The following is an 18659-nucleotide window of genomic DNA, read 5'->3' on the forward strand; positions in this document are numbered from 1 at the left end:
GCTTTCTAGCCACCGCCTGAAAACACTGAAAACGCTGCTGCACAAGGGCTATTCTTCCGCGCTCGCCGTTGACACCGGTGTGTCGCACTGCCTACCGTCAGCCAGCTGACAGCGTTTTCAGACAGCATTTTCACGAAGAGTGCTGTCACGCTGAGGACGGAGAGTTCGATGGGGCGGACGACGGTGCGTAGGACGAAGGTACGGGGTGCCGCCGCGCTGGCGGTGGTGGTCCCGCTGCTGCTGACCGGGGTGGCCGCCTGCGGCTCCGGGTCCGGTGGCGGCGGGGGCGTGACCATCGACTTCGTCTGGTGGGGCAGCGAAGGGCGGGCGAACCTGACGAAGAAGGCCGTCGAGCTCTTCCAGCGGAAGAACCCGGACATCAAGGTGCAGACGTCGTTCTCGGCGTACGCGGCCTACTGGGAGAAGCTGGCGACGCAGACGGCCGGGGGCAAGCCGCCGGACGTGCTCAACGTCGACAGCCGCTACCTGGCCGAGTACGGCGGCCGCAACGTCCTGGCCGACCTGAACTCCGGCGCCGGCAAGGCGATTTCGCTGGCCGACGTCAACCCGGAGCTGGCCGCCACCGGCGTCTACCAGGGCAAGCGGTACGCGGTGCCGTGGGCGCAGAACACCCCGGCGATGATCTACGACCCGGCGGCGTTCACGGCGGCCGGCGCCGACCCGGCGAAGGGGCTGACCTGGGACTCCTACGCCGAGGTGGCCCAGAAGGTCGGGACCGCGGGTCCGGCGCGCGGGGTGACCGACTTCGGCATCCTCGACACGACGCTGGAGATCTGGCTGCGCCAGCAGGGCAAGCAGTTCTACACCCCCGAAGGCAAGCTCGGCTTCACCGGCGACGACCTGCGCCGCTACTGGCAGCTGGCGAGCCGGTTCCGCGACACGAAGGCCGCCTCGCCCGCCGACGTCACGGCGTCCTACAACACCTCGCCCGAGCAGTCGCCGCTGGGCAAGAAGCTGACCGCCTCGGAGTTCGCCTACGACAACCTGCTGCCGGCGTACCAGAAGGCGAACGGCAAGCCGCTGAACGTGGCGCCCTACCCGAGCGGCGCGAACGGCGACACCGGCCAATACCGGCGGCCGTCGATGTTCCTCGCCGTTTCGGCGCGCAGCCCGCAGCAGCAGGCGGCGGCGAAGCTCGTCGACTTCCTGGTCAACGACCCCGAGGTCGGCAAGATCGTCGGCACCGACCGCGGGCTCGCCCCGAACCTCAAGGTCCGCGCGCAGCTGGCGGCCGAGGCGAAGGGCAACGACAAGACCCTCTACGACTACGAAGCCGCGCTCGAACCGAAGCTCGGGGCCGCGCCGCCGGTGCCGCCGAAGGGTGCCGGGGCGATCCAGAAGCTCCTGCAGCGCACGTACGAAGAGGTCGCGTTCGGCCGGCTGAGCGTCGACGACGCCGTCACCCGGTTCATGACCGAAGCCGGGAAGGGACTGGCGTAGCCGATGACGACCCTGCGCACGCCGGACCCGCCGGTCGCGCCGCCGGCCGTGGCCGCGCGGGTCCGGCGCCGGCCGGCCGGGCGCCGCCGCAAGAGCCAGCCGGAGGCGTTCGCTTTCCTCACGCCGTGGCTGCTCGGCGCGGTGGCGCTGACGGTCGGCCCGATGGTGGTCTCGCTCTACCTGTCGTTCACCGACTACGACCTGTTCACCGCGCCGAAGTGGGTCGGCTTCGGCAACTTCGCGCACATGTTCACCGGCGACGACCGCTACCGGCAGTCGGTCGAGGTCACGCTGGTCTACGTGCTGGTCTCGGTCCCGCTGAAGCTGGCGGTGTCGCTGCTGGTGGCGATGCTGCTCAACACCCGCCGTGGCGGAGGCGGCTTCTACCGGGCCGCGTTCTACGCGCCGTCACTGCTGGGCGCGAGCGTTGCGGCGGCGCTGGTCTGGCGGGCGCTGTTCACGGGCGGCGGCCCGGTCAACGAGGTCCTCGCGTTCTTCGGCTGGCACACGCCGAGCTGGGTCGACGACCCGCAGTTCAGCCTCGCCTCGATCGTGCTGCTCGGTGTCTGGCAGTTCGGCGCGCCGATGGTGATCTTCCTGGCCGGGCTCAAGCAGATCCCGGCGGAGCTGCACGAGGCCGCCGCGATCGACGGCGCGGGCGCGTTCCGCCGGTTCCGGCACATCACGCTGCCGATGCTGTCGCCGGTGATCTTCTTCAACCTGGTGATGGAGGCGATCCACGCGTTCCAGGCGTTCACGCCGGCGTTCGTCATCGGCGGCGGCCGCGGCGGCCCGGCCGACGCGGACCTGTTCTACACGCTCTACCTGTTCGAGGTCGGCTTCCAGGACTTCCGGATGGGCTACGCGTCGGCGATGGCGTGGGTGCTGCTGGTCGTGATCGCGATCGTGACGGCGATCGTGTTCCGCACCGCGAAGCTTTGGGTGTTCTACGACGACGGAGAAAGCACGGAGGACCGGAAGTGACCGTGCTCCCGCGCACCGCCCGCTCGTTCGGCTGGCACGTGTTGTGCCTGGTCATCGTCGCGATCGTGCTGTACCCGCTGGTGTGGCTGGCGTTCGCGTCGGTCAAGCCACCGGACGAGATCCTGTCCCGGCTGGCGCTGCTGCCCAGCCGGTTCGTCTTCGACGGCTACCCCAAGGGCTGGGCGGGCGCGGCGGACGTCGGGTTCGGCCGGTTCTTCCTCAACTCGTTCCTGGTGGCCGGCCTGTCGGTGGCGGCGAACGTGCTGTCGTGCTCCCTGGCCGCGTTCGCCTTCGCCCGGTTGGCGTTCCGGTTCCGCGGCGCGCTGTTCGCGTTCATGATCACGACGTTGATGCTGCCCTACCACGTCACGCTGATCCCGCAGTACGTGATCTTCCAGCAGGCGGGTCTGGTCGACACGTTCGTGCCGCTGATCCTGCCGAAGCTGCTGGGCACGGAGGCGTTCTTCGTGTTCCTGATCGTGCAGTTCATGCGCGGGATCCCGCGTGAGCTCGACGAAGCGGCGACCATCGACGGCTGTTCGGTGTACCGCACGTTCTGGCACGTGGTGCTGCCGCTGTCGAAGCCGGCGCTGGTGACGACGTCGATCTTCACGTTCATCTGGACGTGGAACGACTTCTTCACGCAGATGGTGTACCTGAACGACACGGAAAAGTTCACCGTGCCGCTGGGCCTGCGGCTGTTCGTCGACACCAGCAGCGAGTCGGACTTCGGGGCGATGTTCGCGATGTCGGCGCTCGCGCTGGTCCCGATCGTGCTGTTCTTCCTCGCCTTCCAGCGCCTGCTGGTCGAAGGCGTCAGCACCAGCGGCCTGAAGGGGTGAAGTGATGCGGACGCCGAAGCGGGCAACGGAGTGGCGGACCGGGCTCGGTGACTTTTCGGACTGCCTGCTGGCGGGGTTGCTGGTGGCGCTGGCCGCGGTGCCGGTGGTGACGGCGGCCCCGGCTTTCGTGGCGGGCTGCCGGGTCCTCGACCGCGCCCGGCGGGGCATCGGCCGTCCACTGTGGACGACTTTCTGGGCGGACTTCCGCGAGGCGGCCCGGGGCGGTTCGGCGTTCGGGCTCGGGTGCCTCGCTGCGGTGGGGCTGTTCGCGGTGGATCTGGCGGTGGTGACCTCGATGCCGGGCGCCGGGCTGCTGCGGCCGGCGTTGTGGCTGCTCGCCGCGGCGGGTGTGGTGGTCGCGGTGCGCACGTGCGAGGTGGTGGCCACCGGCGGCTCGGCCTGGCGCCGCGCGTTCGTGACCGCGGCGCGGGAGACCGCCGCAGCGCCCGGCCACGCGCTGCTCCTGGCGGTGGCTACCGGAGTTTCCGCCCTGCTCGTCTGGATGCTGCCCATCCTCGCGCTCGTGGTGGCCGGCCCGCTCGCACTGGCCGCGGTCGCGACCGGCGGCCGCCGATGAGGCCGCGGGTGGTCGTCTTCGGCACGGCTGGGTACGCGGCCCACCACCTGCGTCGCGCCCGCGCCCTGCACGATCGCGGCGACCTCGTCCTCGCCGGCGCCTGCGACATCCGCGAACCTTCCGAAACCGCCCGCGCGCTCCTGCCCGAAGGTGCCGTCGTGACACGGGACGCCGCCGAACTGCTCGCCCGCACCACCCCGGACATCGCCGTGGTGGCCACCCCGCCGCACACCCACCTGCCCCTGGCCGAGCTGGCCCTCGCTGCGGGCTGCCACCTGCTCGTCGAGAAGCCACCGGTGCTCGACCTCGCGGCGTTCGACGAGCTCACCGCGCGGGCCCGCGGCCGCGCCTGCCAGACCGGCTTCCAGAGCTTCGGCTCCGCCGCCCTCCCCGTCGTGCGGGCGGCGATCGCGAACGGCGAAATCGGCACGGTCACCGGCATCGCCGCCGCCGGGGCGTGGATCCGGCGGGACCGCTACTTCGCGCGCACCGAGTGGGCCGGCCGCCGCCGCGTCGGCGGGCAGCCGGTCGTGGACGGCGCCCTGACCAACCCGTTCGCCCACGCCGTCGCCACCGCGCTGCTGGTCAACGGCACCGCCGACGTCCGGCCCGAGCGGATCGCCGTCGAGCTGTACCGGGCCAGGGACATCGAGTCGGACGACACCGCCTGCGCGCGGCTGAGCTTCGCCGGTGCGCCGGACGTCGTCGTCGCCGCGACCCTCGACGCCGAGGCCGACCACGAGCCGTACGTGCTGGTCCACGGCACGAAAGGCCGGATCCGCTGGCACTACAAGACGGACCTGCTCACCATCGACGGCGAACAGCGCCAGGTTGTCCCGCCGCGCGACCTGCTGGCCAACCTGGTCGCGCACCTGCGCGGCGGCGAGCAACTGCTGGCCCCACTGGCCGCCACCCGCGCGTTCACGGCCCTGGTGGAGGCCGTGCGGGACGCGCCGGAGCCGCTGCCGTTGCCCGCCGAGTGGGTCGAGACCGTGGACACCGGCCCCGACCGGCACTGCGTCGTGCCGGGCGTCGACCGGGCCGTCGACACCGCGGCCGAGCGGCTCGCGCTCTTCTCCGAACTCGCCCTGCCCTGGACCGGCGCGGCCACGCGCGCCTGAACACGAGAGAGGTGATGGCCGTGCGTCGCCACGCGATCGTCGGCCTGGGCTCCCGCGCCCAGCTGTTCGCCCGGGCCCTGGCCGCGTCCCCGCAGGCGGAGCTCGCGGCGTTCTGCGACCGCAACGAAACCCGCATGCGGGTCCACAACGGCTGGCTGGGCACGGAGATCCCCGCCTACCGGCCGGGCGACTTCACCGCCATGCTGGCGAAGGAACGCATCGACGTCGTCGTGGTGTGCACGCCGGACCACACCCACGCGGACTACGTCGTCGCGGCGCTGGAGGCCGGCTGCGACGTCGTCACCGAAAAGCCCATGACCACCGACGTCGAGGGCGCCCGCCGGATCCTGGCCGCCCGCCGCGAGACGGGCCGTTCGGTGCGGGTCGCCTTCAACTACCGGTACAACCCGGTGCACCGCCGGGTGCGCGAACTGCTGGCCGGCGGCGCGATCGGCGAAGTCGGCTCGGTCGAGTTCAGCTGGCTGCTCGACACCGCGCACGGCGCCGACTACTTCCGCCGCTGGCACCGGGACAAGGCGAACTCCGGCGGGCTGCTCGTGCACAAGTCCGGACACCACTTCGACCTCGTCAACTGGTGGCTCGGCACCGGCCCCGAGACGGTGTTCGCGCTGGGCCGGCTGTTCTTCTACGGCGACAAGCGCGGCCGCCGCGCGGACGGCGACCGGTTCGCGCTGGACCTCGGGGCCTCGCCCAAGCTCCGCGCGCTCTACCGCGACGCCGAGCGGGAAGACGGTTACGTCCGGAACCAGGACGTGTTCGCGCCCGGCGTCACCATCGAAGACGACCTGTCGGTGCTCGTGCGCCACCGCGGCGGGGCGGCCCTGAACTACCACCTGCACGCGTATTCGCCGCGGGAGGGCTACCGCGTCGCGTTCTCCGGCAGCGAAGGCCGGCTGGAGCTGGACGTCCGGGAGAACGAGTACGCGTCCGGCGCCGAGCCGGTGCCGAAGCGGGCGCGGGCCCGGCTGACCGTGCAACGGCTCTGGGAACCGCCGGAAACCGTCTTCGACGGGCTTCTCGGCGAAGGCCACGGCGGCGGCGACGAGCGGATGCTGGCCGAACTGCTCGGCGACGCGGAACCGGACGCGCTCGGCTGCGCGGCCGACCACGCCGCCGGGCTGCAGGCCCTGCTCACCGGGCTGGCCGCGAACCGGTCCCTGGAGAACGGCCGTCCGGTGCCCGTCGATGCGCTCCTGGAGGAGATCGGGGAACCGGCGTGAGCCGGGCCGCGGTGGGGGACAGCACGCCCGAGGCGACCGAGGAGCCCGACGGCCGGGTGTGCGTGCGCCTGGGCGACCTCGTGCTGGCCGAGTACGTCGTCGAGCCGCCGACCCCGGCCGGAGATTCGCCGAAGCCGTACCTGCACCCGCTGCGCACCACGGCGGGTGAGACGGTGACCGCAGTCCGCCCGCACGACCACACCTGGCACAACGGCCTGCAGTTCACCATGGCCCACCTCTCCGGCGAGAACTTCTGGGGCGGCCGCACCTACGTCCGCGGCCGCGGCTACACCCCGCTCGACAACAATGGCACCATCGGCCACGTCCGCTGGGAGCGCATCGACGACGCCGTCGGGCACTGCGAACTGCGGCACGAGCTGGCCTGGCGCACCGCGGCCGGCCGGCGGTGGCTCACCGAACACCGGACGCTGCGCTTCGGCGACGTCTCGCTGCGCGGCGGGCACTGGACGCTCAGCTGGTCCAGCCGGCTGCGCAACACCAGCGGCCACGAACTGCGCTGGGGCAGCCCGGTCACCGAAGGGCGCGACACCGCGGGCTACGGCGGGCTGTTCTGGCGCGGGCCGCGCTCGTTCGTCGGCGGCACGGTCCGGACGTCGGACGGGAAGCCCGCGGCCGAGGCGATGGGGCACCGGGCACCGTGGCTCGCCTTCACCGGGCAGCACGACGAAAGCCTGCGGACCTCGACGCTGCTGTTCGCCGACAGCCCGGGCAACGCGGCCCACCCGACGGCCTGGTACGTCCGCAACGAACCGTTCCCCGTGGTCAGCTTCGCCGCGACCTACCACCGGCCGTGGCTGCTCGAACCGGGCGAAGAACTGACCCTGACCCACCACGTCGTCGTCATCGACGGCGCCCCGGACCCCGCCCGGCTGGCCGAGCTCGCGGCCCGGGTGGCCGACCGAAGGAGCTGACGAAATGCGCTGGAAGGCTTTCGCGGGGTGCCTCGCCCTGCTCGGACTGACCCTCACCGCGGCGCCCGCGTCCGCGCACGGCCGCGACCCCGGCCGGGTGGTGCTCGGCGCGCACGACGGCTGGGGCGCCGCGACCACCGGGACGACCGGCGGCTCGGCCGCCGCCCCCGGGGACGTCCACACCGTCACCAAGCGGTCGGAGCTGGCTGCGGCCCTCGCCGCGAACCCCGGCGCGCCGAAGATCGTCTACGTCCGCGGCACGGTCGAGGGCAACGTCGACGCCGCCGACCGACCGGCCAGCTGTGAAAGTTTCGCCGATCCCGGCTACCGCCTCCCGGCCTACCTGGCGGCCTACGATCCGGCGACCTGGGGGAGAGTGCCGCCCTCGGGACCGCTGGAGGAAGCCCGCGCGCGGTCGCAGGCCAACCAGGCGAAGCAGGTCGTCCTCGACGTCGGCCCGAACACGACGATCGTCGGGCTCGGCGGCCACGCCACGCTGCACGGGCTCACCCTGCGCGTCACCGGTGACAACGTCATCCTGCGGAACCTGAACTTCGCCGACGCCCACGACTGCTTCCCGCAGTGGGACCCGCTCGACACCGCCGACGGCAACTGGAACTCCGAGTACGACAACGTCGACCTCGTCGGCGCGACGCACGTCTGGGTCGACCACAACGAGTTCAGCGACGGCGGCAACGACACGCAGCCGACGTACTTCGGCCGCAAGTACGAAGTGCACGACGGCCTGCTCGACATCGTGAACGGCACCGACCTGGTCACCGTGTCGTACAACCGGCTGCACGACCACGACAAGACCATGCTGATCGGCAACACCGACAAGCCCACCTACGACGTCGGCAAGCTGCGGGTCACCCTGCACCACAACCTGTTCTCCGAGATCGGCCAGCGCGCGCCGCGCGTGCGGTACGGCCAGGTGCACGTCTACGACAACCTCTACCTGGTCGGCGATCCGGCCGCCTACACGTATTCGATCGGGGTCGGCGTGCAGTCCCGGATCTACGCGGAGAACAACTTCTTCCGCGTCCCGGCGGGGCTGCCGCTGGGGCAGCTGGTGCACTACTGGAAGGGCACCGCGCTGCACGCGACCGGCACGCTCGTCGCCCAGGGCTCGTCCTGGCCCCGGCCGGTGGACCTGGTGGCCGAGTACAACGCGGCCAACGACCCGGATCTCGGCTCGGACGTGGGCTGGACGCCGAGCCTCGTAGAACGCCTCGACCCGGCGTGGGCGGTCCCGGCGCTGGTGCTCACCGGCGCGGGTCCCGGCCGCTGAAAGCCTTCGACAGTTTCGGCGTTTTCAGAAAACCCCCGTGCGCGGCGACCATCCGGGCGACTTGCGCGGCGCTGCGGCGAACGACATTGACACGGTCTGCCCGCCGCCCGAAACTTCGGTACGAGAAAGCGCTTTCACAACCCGGTCGGACGTTTCCCACCAGCGCCGATTGAAGCTCGAGACCAGGGAGTGACGAAATGATTCCCCCAGCACTGTCCCGGATCGTCCGGGTGACGGCCGTCGCCGCGCTCGTGGTTTCGGCGGCGGTCGGCACCGGCGCCACCGCGTCGGCCGCCTCCTGGCCCACCCCGAGCAGCAGCGTGCCGGTGTCGAAGACGATCAAGGTCACCAGCGGCACCTACGACGGCGGCCTCAAGCGGTTCTACGGCACCGGCGACCTCGGCACCGGCGGCCAGAGCGAAGACCAGAGCCCGATCTTCGAGCTGTCGAACGGAACCACCCTGAAGAACGTCGTCCTCGGCAGCCCGGCCGCCGACGGCGTGCACTGCCTCGGCACCTGCACGCTGCTCAACGTCTGGTGGGAGGACGTCGGCGAGGACGCCGCGACCTTCAAGGGCACCTCCGCCTCCCAGACGATGACCATCGACGGCGGCGGCGCGCGCAAGGCGTCGGACAAGGTCTTCCAGCACAACGGCCCCGGCACGATGTACATCCGCAACTTCCAGGTCGAGGACTTCGGCAAGCTGTACCGCTCCTGCGGCAACTGCAAGACGCAGTACAAGCGCAACGTCGTCGTCGACAACGTCACCGCGACCGCGCCGGGCAAGGCGCTGGTCGGCATCAACCCCAACTACGGTGACACCGCCAGGCTGACCAGGATCACCATCGTCGGCGACTCGAGCCGCAAGATCGAGCCCTGCACGAAGTACAAGGGCGTGACCAGCGGCGAGCCGACGAAGACCGGCAGCGGCCCGGATTCGACCAACTGCCTGTACACGGCGGCGGACATCACCTACAAGTAACCGGCCCGCGCCGGGGGTGGCGGCCGCCGTCCGGCCACCCCCGGCGCGTTCCAAGTGGAGGCGTCATGTTCAAGGCATTGCTCGTCGCGTCGGTGCTCGCGTCGCCGGCCGCCCCGCCGGCCGCCCCGCCGGCCGGTGCGGCGGCGGTGAACGTCGTCGTGGCGAAGGACGGATCCGGCAACTACACCACCGTCCAGGCCGGGATCAACGCGGTTTCGGCGGGCGGCACGGTCTCGGTGAAGCCCGGGACCTACCGCGAAGTCGTCTCGGTGCCGTCGGGCAAAACCGGGCTCACCCTGCGCGGCACCACCGGGAAGGCCGCCGACGTCGTCGTCGACTACGACAACGCCAGCGGCACGAAGAAGCCCGACGGCTCGACGTACGGCACGTCCGGCAGCGCGACCGCGACCATCGCCGCGAACGGCTTCACCGCGTCCGCGTTGACCTTCCGCAACTCCTTCGACCGCACGGCCCACCCGGAGATCACCGACACCCAGGCCGTCGCGGTCAAGACGACCGGCGACCGGATGGTCTTCGACAACGTCACCTTCCTCGGGCACCAGGACACGCTGTACGCCGACACCGCGGCCGTGGGCACCGTCGGCCGCCAGTACTACCGCAACTGCTCGATCAGCGGTGACGTCGACTTCCTCTTCGGCCGCGCGACCGCGGTGTTCGACCGGGCGACGATCACCGCGCTCGACCGCGGTTCGAGCAGCAACAACGGGTTCCTGACCGCGGCCAGCACCCGGCGGTCGAACCCGTACGGCTTCCTGGTCGTCGGGAGCAAGGTGCTCAGCTCGGCCGCCAATGCGAGCTTCTACCTGGGCCGGCCGTGGCACCCGAGCGGGGACGTCGACGCCGTCGCCCAGGTCCTGATCCGCGAGACGTCACTCCCGGCGGCCATCAAGCCGGCGCCCTGGACCGACATGTCCGGGTTCTCGTGGAAGGACGCGCGGTTCTCCGAGTACCGCAACACCGGCCCGGGGGCGGGAACCGGCGCCGACCGGCCGCAGCTGCCCGCCGCGCAGGCCGCCGACTACACCGCGCAGAAGTACCTCGCGGGCAGGGACGGGTGGAACCCCGTGCACTGACCGTGTATAACGACCTATACGTCTCCCGAAAAGAAAGCGACCTCATGCGGCGTTCCTGGCGCTGTTCGTCACCTTGCTCGTCACAACCGGGCCTTCGACGGCACCGGCCTCCGCGAGCCCGGCTCCGCCGGTGGAGCACCAGGTCACGTTCGACAGGTACTCGCTGAAGCTGGACGGCCGCCGGCAGGTCGTCTGGTCGGGGGAGTTCCACCCGTTCCGGCTGCCGAGCCCGGACCTGTGGCGGGACGTGCTGCAGAAGATGAAGGCCACCGGCTACACGGCGGTCTCGATCTACTTCGACTGGAACTACCACTCGCCCGCGCCCGGGGTGTACGACTTCACCGGCGTCCGCGACATGGACCGCGTGCTCGACCTCGCCGCCGAAGCCGGGCTGCACGTCATCGCGCGGCCCGGCCCGTACATCAACGCCGAGGTCACCGGCGGCGGCTTCCCGGCGTGGCTGGGCACCCAGGCCGGCCGGGCCCGCAGCGACGCGCCGGACTACCTCGCCGCGGCCGACGAGTGGCTGACGCGGATCGACCGGATCATCGCCCGCCACCAGTACACCGACGGCCGTGGTCCGGTGATCCTCTACCAGGTCGAGAACGAGCTCGCCGCGACCGGGACCGCGCAGCGCAACTACGTCGCCCACCTCTACGACAAGGTCCGCGCCGACGGGATCACCGTCCCGGTCTTCCACAACGACAAGGGCCGCAACGGCATCTGGGTGCCACCGGACTCCGGCGTGCCGGGCACCGTGCCGGGGAAGGTCGACCTCTACGCCTTCGACGGCTACCCGGGCGGCACCTGCCGGACCGACGCGACGCCGGGCAGCCCGAACGCCGCGCCGGACTGGGGCACGTACGGGCCGGGCGGGGCGAAGGGCGGCGCGAGCGCTTCGCCGAACACGCCGGGGTTCGCCGCGGAGTTCGGCGGCGGCTGGTTCGACTACTGGGGCAGCAACGGCACCTACCCGTGCACCGCGGTCCGGCAGGGGCCGGGCTACGAGCGCGTCTTCTACGGCACCAACCTGGCGAACGGCCTGACGATCCAGAACTTCTACATGACGTTCGGCGGCACGTCGTGGGGCGGCCTGCCGGCGCCGGTGGTCTACAGCTCCTACGACTACGGCGCGGCGATCGACGAAGGGCGTCAGCTGCGGCCGAAGGCGTTGACGATGAAGGAGATCGGCTCGTTCCTGCAGACCGTTCCGGACTTGGCCAAGCTGGACCGGGGAACGCCGGTGACACCGTCGTCGGCCGCGGTGAAGGTCTACCACAACGTCAACCCGGACACCGGCGTGCACTTCTACCTGCCGGTGCACTCGCCGTCGAACGCGACGACCGACGACGCCTTCACCTTCCCGCTGTCCACATCGGACGGTGAGTACACCGTGCCGCTGCGGCTGACGGGCCAGGACGCCAAGTTCCTGGTGGCGGACTTCGACGTCGCGGGCCAGCACCTGGTGTACTCGACGTCGGAGCTGATGGCCCAGGCGGCCGGGACGGTGCTGCTGCACGGGCGGCCGGGGGAGGACGGCGAGACCGTGCTGCGGTACGCGACGCAGCCGCGCGTCGACGTCCTCGCCGGGGCCGTCACGGCGAGCTGGTCCGGGCACGACCTGCGGCTGGCCTACCGCCACGACGGGCTCGCGCGCGTCCGGATCAGCGGCGGCGGCCGCCCGGCCGTCACGCTGCTGCTCGCCGACGACGCCACCGCGGACACGTTCTGGCCGGTCGGCGGCCTGCTCGTGCGCGGGCCGGACCTGGTGCGGACCGCCGGCGCCGGGGTCGTGCTGACCGGCGACACGAAGGCACCGAGGGACCTCGAGGTGTGGGGCGCGCGCGGCCCGCTGCTGTGGTGGAACGGCAGCCCGGTGCCGGTGCGGCCGACGGCGTCCGGCAGCGTGCGCGCACTGCGGCCGCTGCCCGGTCCGGCCGACCCGCGCCTGCCCGAGCTCACCGGCTGGCGCTCGGCGCCCGGCTCGCCCGAGGCGGATCCGGGGTACGACGACTCGGCGTGGCCGGCCGCGGACCGGACCACGACGAACAGCACCACCCCGCCGCCGGCCGGGCAGCCGGTGCTGACCGCGGACGACTACAGCTTCGGCGTCGGCGACGTCTGGTACCGCGGGCGGTTCACCGGGACGCCGGGGGAGCGGGTCGCGCTGCGCTACGGCGGCGGGGGCGCCGGGATGCTCCAGGCGTGGCTGGACGGGCAGTACCTCGGCGAGCACGTCCTGCCGTCGGGGCTGGCCGCGCCGCCGACGACCAGCACGGCGGAGTTCCCGGTGCCCGATGGCCTGCGCGCCGGCGGCCCGCACGTGCTTTCGGTGATGGTCCGCAACGACGGCCACAACGAGGACGGCGGTGTCAACGACGCGCACAAGGAGGGCCGGGGCCTGATTTCGTCGTCGCTGACCGGCGCGGCGTGGAAGGTCCGGGGCGGGACGGCGGACCCGGTGCGCGGCCCGCTGAACAACGGCGGCCTGGCGGGCGAACGCGCGGGCTGGCACCTGCCCGGCTTCCCGGACCGCGCGTGGGCGCCGGCGGTCGTGCCCGCGCCCACCGCTTCGCCGGGGACCACCTGGTACCGCACGACGTTCTCCCTGCGGGTGCCCCGCGGCCAGGACACGTCGGTGGGCCTGACGATCGGCGACCCGGCCCGGCCCCGCTCGGGCGGCCGCTACCGGGTGCTGGTGTTTCTCAACGGCTGGAACGTCGGCCAGTACATCGGGGACGTCGGTCCACAGCACACGTTCGTGCTGCCGACCGGGATCCTGGACCCGCACGGCCGCAACACCCTGGCCCTGGCGGTGACCAGCGACGGCGGCCCCGGCAACGGGCTGGAGAAGGTCGTCCTGACGGATCTCGGTACGGCCCGCGGCGGCGTCGGCGTCCGGCCGGTGTTCTCCCCGGGGCGGCCCGGGGGTTTGGCGCCTGCGGCAGCGGGGTAGAGGGTGATCGCCTGTCGTTCATGGCCGTGAAAGGAGCCTCGATGACCGCCCTCGACCCGTCCGCGCTGCTGCTGACCGCGACGACCGCGGAGCCCTGCCCGGGAACGCTGCGGGTGACGGTGACGGGCGAGATCGACATGGCCACCCGCAGCCGCTTCGACGCCGAACTGGACCGCGCGGTCGCCGCGGCCCCGCACCGGCTGGTGGTCGACCTGCTGGGGGTGGGGTTCTGCGGCGTGACGGGAATGGCTTCGCTGGGCCGCCTCCGCGCCCGCTGCGCGGCGGCGGGAATCGACCTGGTGCTGAAGCCGTCGATCGTGGTGCGGCGGGCGTTGGACCTCGCGGCGGTCGCGCCGTTGTTCGGTCTGGAGGACCGGCAGGACCAGGCCATCGCCCGCTGACCGGCGACCACCCGGCTCGCGAGTGGTTGGCCGCGAAAGCAGTGTGGCTCTTACTCGGCGAAGATCGGCGCCTGCGGTGGATTCAGCTCCCGGCCGTGGCGTCGCCCGGCGCTGCAACGGAGCCGGTGCCGCTCCCGCCGAGACAGCACCCTGCGGTGCGCACCGGCCGCCGCCTGGCTCGCTGAGCTCGGCCGTGGAAGCAGTGTGGCTCCTGCCCGGCGAAGATGGGTCCCTGCTCCGGATCCATCTCGCGGCCGCGGCATCGCCCGGCCCAGCCGCGAACCGGTCCCACTCCCGCCGAGGCAGCACCCGCCCTCCTCACCACCCGCTGACCGGCGGACCGGTGAACGTCCGCGCCTCCTCCTCGGCCGCGGCCAACTCCCTTTCCGCGGCCGCCGCGTCGCCCGGGGCTCCTCGGCGCACCAGCGCTTCCGCGTGGCGCCGGCGCGAGAACACCGCCGCCGGCCAGTGCGCCAGTGCCAGGTTGTGCCGGACCGCCGCTCGCAGGTGCGTCACCGCGCGGTCCGGGTCGCCTGCCGTCAGCGCCGTGGTGCCCAGCTGGTGGTGGACCGAGCCGAAGCAGGCGATGCCCAGGCTCGCCATCGCCGGCAGGTGGCCGTACGGGGCCAGCAGCTCGTGGATCCGGGCCGCTGTCGTGCGGTCGTCCAGCAGGTACGCCGTTTCCGCCGCGCCGCACAGCGAGGTCAGCCAGGTGCTCGAACGCGGCAGCGCGCCCAGGTCTTCGCCGCACAGCCGGGCCAGTGCGCCCGCCGCCGTGCGGCGGTCGCCCGCCGAGGCCGCCGCCACCGCGAGCGCCGAGTAGTACGAATTGTCGATCGGGCTGAGCGTCGGGGAGTGCATCAGACCGTCCAGCACCGGCACGAGCTCCCCGAGCCGGCCCTGGAACCACCGGATCGCCACCAGCTGGGCGCCGTACCAGCCCAGCGCGTCGAAGTCGCCCGCGGCCTGCCCGAGCTCGGCGCAGGCCTGCGCCCCGGCTTCGGCCTCGCGGAACCGGCCGGCGCGGATGGCCAGCATGACCTTGAGCGCGTCGGCCACGAAGCTCGCCGCCAGGTGCTTGCGTTCGGCCAGCAGGTCGTCGAGCTCGCCGAGCCGCCGCTCGGCGTGCGGGTCCCCGGCCAGGAACCGGTCGACGGTGTCCCACAGCACGCCCATCACGAGGTCGGTGCGCCGCCCCGAGCGCACCCCGACGAGCTCGGTCGCGAGTTCCTGCCGCAGCACCGCGTGGTCCGGCCCGAGCAGGCAGTGGTGGGCCAGGCTCAGCGCTTCGGCGTGCGCGACCGGGTCACCCGCCGTCCGGGTCCGCGAAACCGCCGCGAGGACGCGGTCGTGCGTGCCCGCCTCGTAGTCCAGTTCGGCCGCGAGCCGGGCCTGGAGCCGGTGGCCCAGCGATGATCCGGGATCCACCCGCTCCAGCGCGTGCCGCAGCCGGGTGAGCAGTGCCGCCGCCGCGACGGCCGTCCGGTGCTCGTGCACCCACACCCCGCCCAGGCCGAGGGCGGCGCGGGCGAGCGAGGCGGCGTCGCCGGCCCGCTCGGCCCGGACGTAGGCGGTTTCGAAGTGTTCCCGGCTGGTCCGCAGGTCGCCGTCGTCCAGCAGCGCGTGCTCGCCCGCGACGAGGGCGTCGTCGTGGGCGGGGCCCGCCACCGCGGTCGCCCGGGTGGCGAGCAGGGCGGGGTCGTGGGCGAGCACCCGGCGGTGCACCTGCGTCAGCACCGGAGACGGCTCCACGCCGGCCGCGGTGATCAGGCCGTGCCGGGCCCGGCGGAACGCCGCCAGCGCGTCGCTCTGCCGCCCGGCCCGGTAGAGCGCGGTCATCAGCTGCGCCCACAGCCGTTCGTGGCCGGGGAACGCGGTGGTCAGCGCCTCCAGCTCGGCGATGAGCCCGGTGTCTTCGCCGATCGCGAGCTCGGCGTCGATCCGGTCTTGGACGGCGTTGTGGCGCAGCCGGTCGAGCCGCATCCCTTCCGCGGCCAGGGTTTCCACGTCGCCGAACTCTTCGTAGGCGGCGTGGCCGCGCCACAGCGCCAGCGCGCCGGCCAGGCGCTCGCGGGCGGCGGCGGGTTCCCCGGCGGCCAGCACCCGCCGTCCGTCGGCGGCGAGGCGTTCGAACCGGGCGGCGTCGAGGGCGTCCGGGGCCAGGTGCAGGACGTACCCCGGCGGCCGCGTCACGATCACGCCGGAGCCCACGGTGCCGCGCAGCCGCGAAAGGTACGTCCGCACCGTGCGATCGGCGTGCGCGGGCGCGTCCGCTCCCCACAGCGCCCGGCCCAGCGCGGCGACGCTGACCACCCGGCCCGCCTCCGCCGCCAGCACCGCCAGGAGGGTCCGCAGGCGCGGGCCCCCGACGTCCCGCGGCTCGCCGTCGAGCCGCACTTCGAACGGTCCCAGCACCCCGAGGTCCACCCCGTCCATGCCCGCCCCTCCGCGACGCGGGTGTCCCGCGCGCTCCGCGTACAGGAGCGGGCCGGCCCGCGCGGGATACGTCCGACGCCGAAGTCGACGTCCGTCGATGAACTGTCGACGGATTGTCGACGCCCGCTGCGAGGCTCGCCCGGCGCGGACCGAGGGGGTCCGCGGCCACCAGTTCTTCGGGAGGAAGTCCATGAAACGTGTGATTCGGGGTCTGGCGCCGGCTTTCGCCGTCGCGGCGACGGGCGCGGCGGTGCTGGCGGGCGCGCCGGCGGCCAACGCCGCGCCCGCGCACAGCGCAGCGGTGCTCGACGTGAAAAGCGCCACCTGGGGCCAGTTGCACGCCGGTGACTGCGAGCAGGACAACGGCACCATCGTGCTCCGCTCGGACGGCACGGGCGACTGGAGCGCGACGACGCTGACGTTCCAGACCCACACGGGCGACGTCTGGCACTCCAGCTTCGACTTCAAGACCATGGCCGGCACGCCGCTGTTCTCGGCCGGCACGTTCGACAGCCCGCGGATGGACGACGGCAACCCGCCGCCGCGCTACTTCTGGACGAAGCACTTCACTTACGACGCGTCGCTCTTCGGCGCTGTCAACATCTTCAAGACCATCCAGCACTCGAGCTGCTGAACGGGACCGTCCTGGGTCGCGGTGCGCCGGGCCCAGGACGGTGCCCCGGGCAGTGCCGCCGCGGCACTGCCCGGGGCACCGCGCGGACCTGCGTGCGGCCTCGGCCGGGCTAGCCGATCGGCACCGTCGCGGTGCAGGACGCCGTGCCGTTGTCGAACTTCGCGGCGGCCGTGCCCGCGGACGCGACCGGCACGGCGGTGGCCGACGGCATCGTGAACGTGGTGGACCCCGTCGTCGACGCCGACCGCGAGTACACCGTCTGCGTTGTCGTGCCGCTGCGGTAGGAGATCTGCAGGCGGACCGTCCCGGCGACGTCGCCGATGTACGGCCCCGAAGTGGTGTAGCCGCCGAGCATGCGGTGGAAGCCGCCGTCGGTCTCGTACCGGAGGGTCAACGTGCCGCTGTAGCCGCCCGCGTGGCAGACGGCCGTCCGCTGGACGGCCACCGCCGCCTCGGCCGGGGCCGCCGGCACCGTCGCGCCGGCCAGCAGCGTCACCAGTGCCACCTGTACCGCAGTCTTCATGGGTTCCTCCCGCTCGCTTCCGCCGTCATCCTGCCCGCGGCCGCTTCCGTTCCGCTTCCCCGCACGCGCCGGTGCCGACAAGGTGGCTCGCGTACCCAGAGGGTCGGCCTGCGTACCTGGACGGTCGGCTCGCGTACCCGGAGGGTCGGTCGGCGTACCTGGAGGGTCGACACGACCGGGGACGGGCGCCGACCGGCCGCATACGCGAGCCGACGGTCTGGGTACGCAGGCCGACCCTCCAGGTACGCAGGCCGACCGTGTGGGTACGCAGGCCGACTGTTCGGGTACGCGGGTCGACCCTCCACGTACGCGGGCGACCGGGTGGGTGTGGGTGTGCGGTCGCGGGTGGGGGCCGGGTCGGGCAAGATCTGCGGCGTTCGTCCCTGACTCCCGGAGGAGGCCGATGGCGGTGCTGGTGGTGGCCGCGGCGGTGCTCGGCCTGCTCGTCGGGTCGTTCCTCAACGTCGTCGTCCACCGGGTGCCGCGCGGCGAATCCGTCGTGCGGCCGCCGTCGCGCTGCCCGGACTGCGGGCAGGCCATCAGGGCCCGGCACAACGTCCCCGTCTTCGGCTGGCTCGTCCTGCGCGGCCGGTGCGCCGGCTGCGGGGCCCGGATCGGCGTCCGGTACCCGCTGGTCGAGGCGGGCACGGCCGTGCTGTTCGCGCTGCTGGCCCTGCGGCTCGGCCCGCCGGACCTGCCCGCGTTCCTGTACTTCGGCGCGATCGGCATCGCGCTGGCCCTGATCGACCTCGACTGCCGCCGCCTGCCGAACGCGATCGTGCTCCCGTCGTACCCGGTCCTGGCCGTCCTGCTGACGGCGTCGGCCTGGTGGCGCGGCGACTGGTGGTCGCTGGCCCGTGCCGGTGCCGGCGGTGCCGCGCTGTTCGCCTTCTACCTCCTGCTCGCGCTGGCGTACCCGGCCGGCATGGGGTTCGGCGACGTCCGGCTCGCGGGCGTCCTCGGCGGCGTCCTCGCCTACTTGTCCTGGGGGGCGCTGCTGATCGGGGCGTTCGGCGGGTTCCTGCTCGGCGCGGTCGCCGGCGTCGTCGTGCTGGCCTCCGGCAAGGGCGGCCGCAAGACCGCTCTGCCGTTCGGCCCGTTCATGATCGCCGCCGCGCTGGTGGCGATCTTCGCGGCCGGCCCGCTCGGCGCCGCCTACCAGCGGCTGACCGGCCTCGCCTGA

General features: G+C 72.8%; 16 protein-coding genes. 14 read left to right on the forward strand and 2 right to left on the reverse strand.

The annotated features are described in order from the left end of the window. Positions 1-168 precede the first annotated feature (168 nt). From ACLJPY_RS03475 to ACLJPY_RS03530, 12 genes are all read left to right on the forward strand, one after another. Positions 169-1461, forward strand: a complete 1293-nt coding sequence (locus tag ACLJPY_RS03475) for an ABC transporter substrate-binding protein (protein WP_410586528.1) — start codon at positions 169-171, stop codon at positions 1459-1461. Between the two features lie 3 nt (positions 1462-1464). After that, the gene (locus tag ACLJPY_RS03480) at positions 1465-2445 is read left to right on the forward strand and encodes a carbohydrate ABC transporter permease (protein WP_410586529.1); all 981 of its coding nucleotides are present in this window, start codon (positions 1465-1467) and stop codon (positions 2443-2445) included. Continuing rightward, positions 2442-3287, forward strand: a complete 846-nt coding sequence (locus ACLJPY_RS03485) for a carbohydrate ABC transporter permease (protein WP_410586530.1) — start codon at positions 2442-2444, stop codon at positions 3285-3287. The genes ACLJPY_RS03480 and ACLJPY_RS03485 overlap by 4 nt, the downstream gene beginning before the upstream one ends. A gap of 4 nt (positions 3288-3291) precedes the next feature. Continuing rightward, positions 3292-3864, forward strand: a complete 573-nt coding sequence (locus tag ACLJPY_RS03490; protein ID WP_410586531.1) for a DUF624 domain-containing protein — start codon at positions 3292-3294, stop codon at positions 3862-3864. Continuing rightward, on the forward strand, positions 3861-4985 hold the full coding sequence (locus ACLJPY_RS03495; RefSeq protein ID WP_410586532.1) for a Gfo/Idh/MocA family protein: 1125 nt from the start codon (positions 3861-3863) through the stop codon (positions 4983-4985). The genes ACLJPY_RS03490 and ACLJPY_RS03495 overlap by 4 nt, the downstream gene beginning before the upstream one ends. Positions 4986-4999: 14 nt before the next feature. Beyond that, positions 5000-6226 (forward strand): Gfo/Idh/MocA family protein, encoded by a 1227-nt coding sequence (locus tag ACLJPY_RS03500; RefSeq protein WP_410586533.1) that lies wholly within the window; start codon positions 5000-5002, stop codon positions 6224-6226. Then, positions 6223-7158 (forward strand): PmoA family protein, encoded by a 936-nt coding sequence (locus tag ACLJPY_RS03505; RefSeq protein ID WP_410586534.1) that lies wholly within the window; start codon positions 6223-6225, stop codon positions 7156-7158. The genes ACLJPY_RS03500 and ACLJPY_RS03505 overlap by 4 nt, the downstream gene beginning before the upstream one ends. Before the next feature lie 4 nt (positions 7159-7162). Beyond that, entirely contained in the window at positions 7163-8449 is a 1287-nt protein-coding gene (locus ACLJPY_RS03510; protein WP_410586535.1) for a polysaccharide lyase family 1 protein, read from the forward strand. A 212-nt stretch (positions 8450-8661) separates the two neighbouring features. Then, positions 8662-9432, forward strand: coding sequence for a pectate lyase (locus tag ACLJPY_RS03515; protein ID WP_410587000.1), 771 nt, complete (start codon positions 8662-8664; stop codon positions 9430-9432). 65 nt (positions 9433-9497) lie between these two features. Then, positions 9498-10526 carry a pectinesterase family protein gene (locus ACLJPY_RS03520; protein WP_410586536.1) on the forward strand — a complete coding sequence of 343 codons (1029 nt, stop codon included), beginning with the start codon at positions 9498-9500 and terminating at the stop codon, positions 10524-10526. A 130-nt stretch (positions 10527-10656) separates the two neighbouring features. Then, positions 10657-13482: a beta-galactosidase gene (locus ACLJPY_RS03525; protein WP_410586537.1), complete on the forward strand. Its 2826-nt coding sequence runs from the start codon at positions 10657-10659 to the stop codon at positions 13480-13482. A gap of 41 nt (positions 13483-13523) precedes the next feature. Further along, a complete protein-coding gene (locus ACLJPY_RS03530; protein WP_410586538.1) occupies positions 13524-13883 on the forward strand; it encodes an STAS domain-containing protein in 360 nt (119 codons plus the stop codon). Between the two features lie 318 nt (positions 13884-14201). Here the strand turns inward: ACLJPY_RS03530 and ACLJPY_RS03535 are convergent, their stop codons facing one another. Then, positions 14202-16319 carry a BTAD domain-containing putative transcriptional regulator gene (locus tag ACLJPY_RS03535; protein WP_410586539.1) on the reverse strand — a complete coding sequence of 706 codons (2118 nt, stop codon included), beginning with the start codon at positions 16317-16319 and terminating at the stop codon, positions 14202-14204. A gap of 190 nt (positions 16320-16509) precedes the next feature. Here ACLJPY_RS03535 and ACLJPY_RS03540 point away from each other — a divergent pair, with 190 nt between their 5' ends. After that, a complete protein-coding gene (locus ACLJPY_RS03540) occupies positions 16510-16953 on the forward strand; it encodes a DUF6294 family protein (protein WP_410586540.1) in 444 nt (147 codons plus the stop codon). Positions 16954-17062: 109 nt separating this feature from the next. Here ACLJPY_RS03540 and ACLJPY_RS03545 read toward each other — a convergent pair whose 3' ends face one another. Then, positions 17063-17476: a hypothetical protein gene (locus ACLJPY_RS03545; protein WP_410586541.1), complete on the reverse strand. Its 414-nt coding sequence runs from the start codon at positions 17474-17476 to the stop codon at positions 17063-17065. 403 nt (positions 17477-17879) lie between these two features. On the opposite strand from ACLJPY_RS03545, the gene ACLJPY_RS03550 reads away from it, so the two are divergent. After that, a complete protein-coding gene (locus ACLJPY_RS03550) occupies positions 17880-18659 on the forward strand; it encodes a prepilin peptidase (RefSeq protein WP_410586542.1) in 780 nt (259 codons plus the stop codon).

Source organism: Amycolatopsis sp. lyj-23 (assembly GCF_046549135.1).
Lineage (GTDB): Bacteria > Actinomycetota > Actinomycetes > Mycobacteriales > Pseudonocardiaceae > Amycolatopsis.